At 35.1% G+C, this 7,582-nt stretch carries 8 protein-coding genes; 2 read left to right on the top strand and 6 right to left on the bottom strand.

Annotated elements, in window-relative coordinates:
* Together WC223_13510 and WC223_13505 are read right to left on the bottom strand one after the other, a co-directional pair.
* Positions 1–331, bottom strand: a 331-nt coding sequence (locus tag WC223_13510; GenBank protein ID MFA6925257.1) for a site-specific integrase, incomplete at its 3' end; no start/stop codon positions are given.
* 53 nt (positions 332–384) lie between these two features.
* Complete coding sequence (locus tag WC223_13505; GenBank protein MFA6925256.1) at positions 385–2,055, bottom strand: hypothetical protein; 1,671 nt, start codon at positions 2,053–2,055, stop codon at positions 385–387.
* A 159-nt stretch (positions 2,056–2,214) separates the two neighbouring features.
* Between WC223_13505 and WC223_13500 the strand changes: the two genes are divergently transcribed.
* Positions 2,215–2,550: a helix-turn-helix transcriptional regulator gene (locus WC223_13500; protein MFA6925255.1), complete on the top strand. Its 336-nt coding sequence runs from the start codon at positions 2,215–2,217 to the stop codon at positions 2,548–2,550.
* 103 nt (positions 2,551–2,653) lie between these two features.
* Here WC223_13500 and WC223_13495 read toward each other — a convergent pair whose 3' ends face one another.
* Positions 2,654–3,064 (bottom strand): hypothetical protein, encoded by a 411-nt coding sequence (locus WC223_13495; GenBank protein ID MFA6925254.1) that lies wholly within the window; start codon positions 3,062–3,064, stop codon positions 2,654–2,656.
* A 17-nt stretch (positions 3,065–3,081) separates the two neighbouring features.
* Positions 3,082–4,203: a hypothetical protein gene (locus tag WC223_13490; protein ID MFA6925253.1), complete on the bottom strand. Its 1,122-nt coding sequence runs from the start codon at positions 4,201–4,203 to the stop codon at positions 3,082–3,084.
* Positions 4,204–4,564: 361 nt separating this feature from the next.
* On the opposite strand from WC223_13490, the gene WC223_13485 reads away from it, so the two are divergent.
* Positions 4,565–5,368, top strand: coding sequence for a hypothetical protein (locus WC223_13485; protein ID MFA6925252.1), 804 nt, complete (start codon positions 4,565–4,567; stop codon positions 5,366–5,368).
* A gap of 390 nt (positions 5,369–5,758) precedes the next feature.
* On the opposite strand, the gene WC223_13480 is transcribed toward WC223_13485, so the two are convergent.
* Positions 5,759–5,965 (bottom strand): hypothetical protein, encoded by a 207-nt coding sequence (locus WC223_13480; GenBank protein MFA6925251.1) that lies wholly within the window; start codon positions 5,963–5,965, stop codon positions 5,759–5,761.
* Between the two features lie 903 nt (positions 5,966–6,868).
* The coding region (locus WC223_13475; protein MFA6925250.1) for a tyrosine-type recombinase/integrase at positions 6,869–7,582 on the bottom strand (714 nt) is incomplete at its 5' end.

The following is a 7,582-nucleotide window of genomic DNA, read 5'->3' as shown; positions in this document are numbered from 1 at the left end:
CATCTATATTATGTTTCGCCGTTTTGTTCAGATAACTTGCAAAAGTATTTATTGCCTGTATGCTTTTATTGATGCAGTTTGCACTTAGTCCGCCCCCTTTTGTCAGATTCGGTCGGCTTTTCAGATAGCGTATAAAGTCGTATATATGTTTTGCTTTTACCTGTTTGATTGCAGTTACTTTTTTTTCTTGCTCCAAATAGTGCAGTAATTCTCTTATGTGTACAGGAAAGCTTTTTACAGTGGTTTCTGCATAGCCCAATATATCAAGCCATTCCTTAAAACTTTGTTCTAAGTATTGGTATTGCGTGGTTTCAATAGATAAGTGTTTCATAAATTAAATTTGCTGATGTGTTGATTTGTCAATGATTTTAAATGTTTCTTTTATTAGTTCGCAGTTATTATTTTATTTTCCTGCTTACTCATTTCTGTGGGCTGATGGGCTGATGTTCTTTTTTTTCTGATTGTCTTTGTTTTAACCAGCCCATTTTTTGTGGTGGGCTGATTTGGGCTTTTGGGCTGTTGATGGTTTGATAAATTTTTTTTAAGTTCTTCCAACTGCTTGTCTAATATGGTTTCTATGTTTGCCTTAAGCTGTTTATATTCTTCATAGCTTACTATTTCGTAGTGATACGCTTTGTTTTCTTTTTGTGATATGCGTTTTAAATATCCGCTGTTTAATAAATCAAGGTGGTATCTTTTTACTGTGGTTAAAGGGATTCGCAGTTTTTGTGATATTTCCCTGTTTGTTATATTCTTTTGCTGTTGCCCGATTAAATAAAGTTTCAGCTTCTCAAAATAGTTCCTGCATGCCCCGCTTAGTTCATCACTCTTGCGTAATAATATTTCTTTCATCAGCTTGTTGGCTTCGTTTATGTCTTCAAGCGTGGTTTCAATATATAATTCGCCTGTTTCGGCGTCTGGCTTTTGTTCACGTTGATACTGCTTATAAAATGTGATTGCTTCAATAAACTGTAAATAATGGCTGTTTGTTCGTCTCGGTTTAAATACTTCTTCCGGTATTTTTAAATATTCTGCATAAGGATTTCTGACAGTTATAGGTTGTAATATGCGTTGACTGTTCTGTAATAATTCTTTTATTTTTTGCTGTTCGCCTGTGTTTATTGTTCCTGCACTTAGTTTTCTCTGATATTCCATAATACGCTCGTCCTGTTCTTTTGATTCATCAGGATAAATAAGGAATGAACGGTTTGCATTATCTTCATAAATGCTTTCTTTGGTTGTACAGCCTGCCACGCTTACGGGTCCTTCTACTGTCAGGTGTACTGTCCGGGTGTTGCCTCTTGTGTCTTTGTGGGCTACTGTTTTTGATATGCGTTTTTTGCTTTGCAGTTCTCTAAGCGGATACATCACGTTTTCCGCTCCGTCTAAGTCCTCGATTAATATTAATTTGTTTTGTAATTCCTGTTGTCCGAAGTAGTAAAAGGCGTTATCGCTAAGGGTTGTGATTTCAACTTTGTTTTCTTCGGGTATAAGTTCCCCGACTTTTTCCTGCAAGTAGGTTTTGCCTGTTCCACTGCTGCCAAGTGATATGATATGCAACGGGTGTTCTCTTTTTCTTGATGTGAAAATAATATACATCAAAATCCGGTTATATTCTTCGCCTATTACTCCGCTTTTACCGATATAGTCATTTGTTGCCTGTAATAAATTATCAGATTGTAAAAATGTTGTTGCTTCTTTTATTTGCTCTGCTGTTAATGCTTTGCAAGTTTCCTGTTTTTCTTTCTTCATGGCGATTTGTTCTAAACGATATTTTTCAAGTTCGGTGGTTAGTTCTGCCAATGCTTTGCTTATATGGCTTGTGCCTATTTCTAATTTCTCGGCGGCTCGGCGTACAAGTTTTTCCGTTTGCATGTCGTTATAAAGGTCTAAGTTGTGTCGCAACGCTCTCCACTGATGTTCTATTTTTATTGTTATGCGTAACCGGTCTAAACCATCCAAGCGTACACCCCCAAGTATGCTCAATTCAAGCGGGCTGTAATTCATGGTTATGTGGTCGGGATTTGTGGTGTTAAGTTTTGTTTTTGTTTCCATGATGTAAAAATATTTTCAGATTATTTTTATGTAAATATCGGACACAAAAATAACTTATCTTTTCTAAATAACAAACAAGTATCAGATTTTTTTTTATCTTTTAGTTGCTTACTTTTGTAAAAACTCTTTATTAAAGCATAATTAAGTATCTGATAATTTATGAAAACAAGTAAAATTATAAGTGATTTAAGAGATGCTAAAAACTGGAATCAATCCGATTTAGCTGATAAAAGTGGTGTGTCTCGTGTGATGATTGGTAAGTATGAACGTGGCGAAGCTGTTCCCTCGATTGAAGCTGCTAAAAAAATTGCAGACGCTTTAGATGTTACTCTCGATTATCTCACAGGCGAAGGTGATAACAGCAAGTTTGATAAAAAAACAGTTCGGCGATTACAGGATATTCAATTGCTCGAAGAAAATAAACGTAGTGTGCTGTTTGATTTAATTGATACTTATATTCGCGATGCTAAAATTCGTAAAGCGCATTCTGCTTAATAAAAAAAGCCAAGCATTTGCTTTGCTCGGCTTTTATTGTTGTTCCTTATTGCTATATTTCTAAACTACTTTTTATTTTGTGTATTGTTTGATTTTACTTTAATTATCTAAGAGGGTGTATAAAATTATATTCTCTTATCAAATAACCTGACCAAAAAAAACATATAAATGTAATTGAAGCATACAAAATACTTAAAATAGCTAGGTTCTTTCTTTCCTCTTTTGGTAACTCTTCGCATTCTTTTATAATTGTTAAATATCGTTTTTTAAAACTAACAAATAAAATAACACTAAAAAGTACAACAAGTGCAAAATATTTATCATAATTATTTAAAGCACCAATCATACTTTGATTAATAAAATACAAATACAATTGCTCTAATGTTACAACGTTACACACAAATAATAGTGAAACAATAGTTGAAGTAAAATAATGAGGTATTGCTTCTTCTTTAAATACTCTAACATAAAAGAAATATACTTTGTAAAAAATAAATTTATATAATAATATCATTTCAAATTATTTAATATTTATTTACCCCACGTACTTGGTCCATATTCTTTGCCCAAATTCCAACCAATACTCCATGCTGTACCCCATGTAGGAATAAATGATATTCCATTAGATACCTGTTCAATAATCATTTCACTTGTCGTTATTCGTTGATTGAGCCACTGCTTATTAACATCATACATATTATAAAAGCCAATTGCATTTCCCGCAAATGATAAAGGTCTGGATATACTTCTCGCAAATGAAAATTTACCTCCAGTAGCAGCATTTCCACCCCAACTCAAAGAACGAGGTAGTAAATCTTTTCCCGTCCAAGTACCTAATTGTTTACTATAAAATAATACACCACCAGTTGATAAAAGATTTCCACCCCATGTTAAAGCAGTGCTATTTTTAGATGTTGTACTTGTAGGTGTTTTTGCTGTTTGCATGAATGCAAATGTAGCAGGAGCATTTGATGAACTGGAAGCAGGCTTGTCTGCTGGCCCTATAAAAGTTTGACTTGGAGTATATGGATTCATTAAATGTTCATACTTTTTTAAGTCAATAGAAGGATCACGTAAAGAGCTTTGTGCTGAAGTAGTGCCAGTAGCAAACCCCCTATCATCTAATTTGAATTTTGATGGCGTCCCACCTGATTCGGGATCTCCATCAGCATCACCAAGAGGGTCGTTATTTTTAACAGGATTACCACTCATAAAGCTATACGGGCTTTCCCAAGGAGTATCTTTTGTTTTAGGGTCAGGCGTATCCCACTGCATTTTCCTTAAATCGCCTTCACGGAAGTAAGTAGAAATTGTATTTCGAGTGCCGTTAATTTCTTCATCAACTTCAGAACCCTGCGCACCGAAACGATATTTTGTAGATTCCCAACTTCTGCCGGGCATAACCATTCCAACCCCGCCATAATAATCATAAAAAGCTTGTACATCGGCAGTATAGTAGTCAATAATTCCGTCGGGTGTAGAGTTCTGTTTAACCCCGCCTGCGTAAGTGCCATCATCAACGGCAAGCCTTTTGTCAGATACTACAACACAGACATTGCCTAAATGGTTTCCTAATTCGTTCAAAAAATGCATGGGTTCATACTTCACCCTAAGGTTTTCTTCAAAAAAATATGTATTTTTTTGTGCGGTCATTCGTTTTTATATATGCCAAAGATAATAATTTCTTTATTTTATAATAATATTTAAAGGTATATTTTTTGTTGTTGTTTGTGCTGTGTTTTCAGTACTTCTGATGTTTTTTTCTCTATGTTCTGCGGCTTTAAAAAATCAGAACACATTTATATAAAACGTAACAATGTTGAGTTTATTTCAGTCATATCAGCGTTTTTAGTAAAATAAATATGTTAAAAAACTTGCTTTCGCTTTTATTTTTTTGTACCTTTATATACAGTATTGACAAGGTTTTGCTTAATATTAAAATTTAAACTCTCCTTTATGTAACCACATTTACTCATAGTTTTCAGTATTTATAAACCCTTTAAATTTATCAGCTATGAGTAAACAAACTGGATTAATCAAGCTAAAAGGTAATATCGATGGTATTAGCTTTTACAAGGCCGGTGGTGAGGATTTAGCCAGAAAGGCTAACGGTCCTTCTAAAGAACGTATCCTCAATGACCCTTCTTTTGTAAGAACAAGAGAAAACAACTCGGAGTTTGGTGGTTCTGCTCTTGTCGCGAAAGCTTTAAGAATGGCTCTTATAAGCATTATTCAAAGTAAATCCGACCCGAGAGTGTCAGCCCGTCTGACACAGCTTTTTAAAGAAATAAATTTAAAGGGCACAGGTACAAGGGGACAGAGAACTATTCCGCTGTCTGCTTCAAGGAGCATGTTAGCGGGATTTGATTTTAATAAAAAGATAAGTTTAACTCAGGTTTTTGATGCTCCTTTCACTGCTACAAACAACACAGCAAGGAATCAAGGCACGGTAACAGTTGCTGCTTTTTTGCCTAAGGATTATGTTGAGCAACCATCGGGAGCAACACACTTCAGATTGCTTGAAGCAATAGGGGTTGTTTCTGATTATGCTTTTAATGTTAATACAGGGCATTATGAAGCAACTGACCCGCTTTTAAACATGATTAGCGGTCTTAATTATTCTGCTGTTACTGCTCTTAATTCCATAACTCCTGTAACGCTTACGCTTACTGCTGTTCTTCCGGGTACTCCTGCACCTACAATGACGGCAACGGTTAGCATAGTTCAGTGTATAGGGATTGAGTTCTTTCAAAGAGTGGGAACTGTTGATTATATGCTGGCACAGGGCAACTGTATGAAAGTTGTAAATGTATTCTGATAGTTTGCTTCGTTCTCTTTCTTCGGTGTTTGCTTGGTAGAGTCGTGTTGTGGGGCACGGCTCTACTTTTTTTCTTGACTTTCGCAAAATAAGGTTGTATCTTTGTTGCATTAAGATTTAAAAGAGTTTTCATTTGTTTAATATTTAAATTTAATTTTTTTCATAACTAAAAAGTCCCGCAGTAATGCGGGATTTTTTAGTTTCTCTGCTATATATCTGCTCTAACTATAATATAAATTTCATATAATTGAGCTATAACTGAAAGAGGCAATTTTTAGTTGCCTAACCGACTCATGTCGGGCTCATCTCCGACTGATGTCCGACTGAACCCCCATAAAAAACCGAATCAAGTACAACTAAACCCATAAAAAAAGTTATGTAATTTTTAATTCAACTTTTTTTATTTTCCCATTTTTTTATAAAGCTGTTAAAGTCATCAAAGATTTTTCCTCGTATTGTGATTTCTTTGTGTAGCTCATAATAGTAAGCGTCAATAAATCTTTTGTCGCCAGTACGTTTGTAAGCGTCAAAATAAATGTCCCTGAGACCGTGTAATTCAGTCATGCTGTCTTTTAATGTTTTTAGTTTTTTGTTCATAGTAATTAAGTTTTTTAGGTTTGACAATACTTTGCGACTGTTAAAAAAAATCGCATGTGGTTAAAAAAAGCTGTACTTTAAAACTTGCTTAGGCATCTGTTAAGCCAGCGGGTAGGGGAAAAGTCAAGGTTTCAGGTCATTTTTTTCGGAATGAACTTTTATTATTCTTATCCGAAAAAAATGAATGAACCCGAAGGGCTTGACCTTGACGTGCGTTGGCGTGGGCTTATCTTTGCCTAAGTAAGTTTTAAAGTACTTCAGTCAGTTAAATGCTTCTTTTGTTTTTCTTTTGGGAAGGCAGTCGGTTCGGGCGGGCTTCAAAGGTTTCCGGGGGGTGGGATTTGTAGTAGTGAAGTTTGGGCGTGTAAAAAACAATTCATCAATTAAATAAAAAAAAGTAATTGCGTCGGGTGGTTGCGTATATTGTTGGACACGCAAGCAGGGTAGGCTACTTTTTTTTATTTGATTGATACCTTATTCAAGGCGAGCAGCAGCTCTTTGATTTTTGGATTTTACTACTTTGATTTTAAAATAAACTTAAAATCCAAAAAGCAAAGTGCTGTCTGCTAAGGTCGGCGTGTGTTGGCGTGGGGCTATTTAACATAATGTAAATTATTATAGACAAAGCCCGAAAATCATTTATACCACTGAAAAGGGCTTTGGTTAATAATTTTCATTATGTTACTTAGCTTGGCAATTTTATTTTTTTGGCGTGTCTTTTTGTTTGTGCGGTGCAAGGCAAAATACAAAAAGCATGACAAAAAAATAAAATTTATGTGTGTCGGCAACAGGCGGCTGTGCGTATTTTTTGCGGGTAAGCGTATTTTTTTGGCTACGCTTTATGCGTTGGCGGTGAAGGGTCGGGGCGTATGCCAAACAAAATCTGGCGTGGGGTTATTAGTTTTAATTGAACGGATGATATTTGTTTAACTGCTTTTGTAATCCTTCTAAATCTTCTTCTCTGTATTTTTCCGTACTGCTTATGTGCTTGTGTCCTGCCATATATTGAACCTGCCTGATTTTATTATGTTTCAGCCAGTACATTATTACGCTTGCTCTTATGTGATAAGTGTTTTTTATTTGCGGTGCTATATGTTGCAGGTCTTTTATCAGCCAGCTTATAATATTGTAAACATCTCCCGGTATAAATTCATTTTCTTTTGGCTGTAATTGTTTTCTTATAGCACTTAAATAATTGTGTAATGGTATTATTTGCGAAGATTGTAATTTCATTGTTCTGCTGTTGCTCTTGGTTGTTGACGGTATGTAAATACTTCCTTCTTCAAGGTTAATGTCTTTCGTTTCGAGTTTTAATAATTCTCCGATGTTAATGCCTTGATAAATCATCAGTCCAAGTATTATTATATTTCTGCGGTGTGCAAATTTGTGTTTTTCTTCTTTAAACTTATCCCTCTGTGAGTATTGCCTGTAAATGGTTTCTAATTGCTCAATGCTGATTATGTCTTTTATTATTCGTCTGCCCTCTTTTCGTATTCTCAGCCGTCTCGCCGGATTATCTTCTCTTGTCCCTTGTTCTTTTTCGTAATCATAATATTTTGTGATGCTGTTCAGTCGTATGTTAATGGTTTGCGGTTTTAGTTTTTTTTCTTTCAGGTA

The organism is Bacteroidales bacterium, assembly GCA_041671145.1.
Taxonomy (GTDB): domain Bacteria; phylum Bacteroidota; class Bacteroidia; order Bacteroidales; family JAHJDW01; genus JAQUPB01.
Note: the sequence above shows the minus strand (reverse complement) of the source record. Positions and strands in the feature narration are given on the sequence as shown.

Excerpts from the sequence above, each read along its gene's own strand:
- WC223_13495 (MFA6925254.1), bottom strand. The coding sequence starts at position 3,064 with ATGATATTATTATATAAATTTATTTTTTACAAAGTATATTTCTTTTAT.
- WC223_13505 (MFA6925256.1), bottom strand. The coding sequence starts at position 2,055 with ATGGAAACAAAAACAAAACTTAACACCACAAATCCCGACCACATAACC.
- WC223_13500 (MFA6925255.1), top strand. The coding sequence starts at position 2,215 with ATGAAAACAAGTAAAATTATAAGTGATTTAAGAGATGCTAAAAACTGG.
- WC223_13480 (MFA6925251.1), bottom strand. The coding sequence starts at position 5,965 with ATGAACAAAAAACTAAAAACATTAAAAGACAGCATGACTGAATTACAC.
- WC223_13490 (MFA6925253.1), bottom strand. The coding sequence starts at position 4,203 with ATGACCGCACAAAAAAATACATATTTTTTTGAAGAAAACCTTAGGGTG.
- WC223_13485 (MFA6925252.1), top strand. The coding sequence starts at position 4,565 with ATGAGTAAACAAACTGGATTAATCAAGCTAAAAGGTAATATCGATGGT.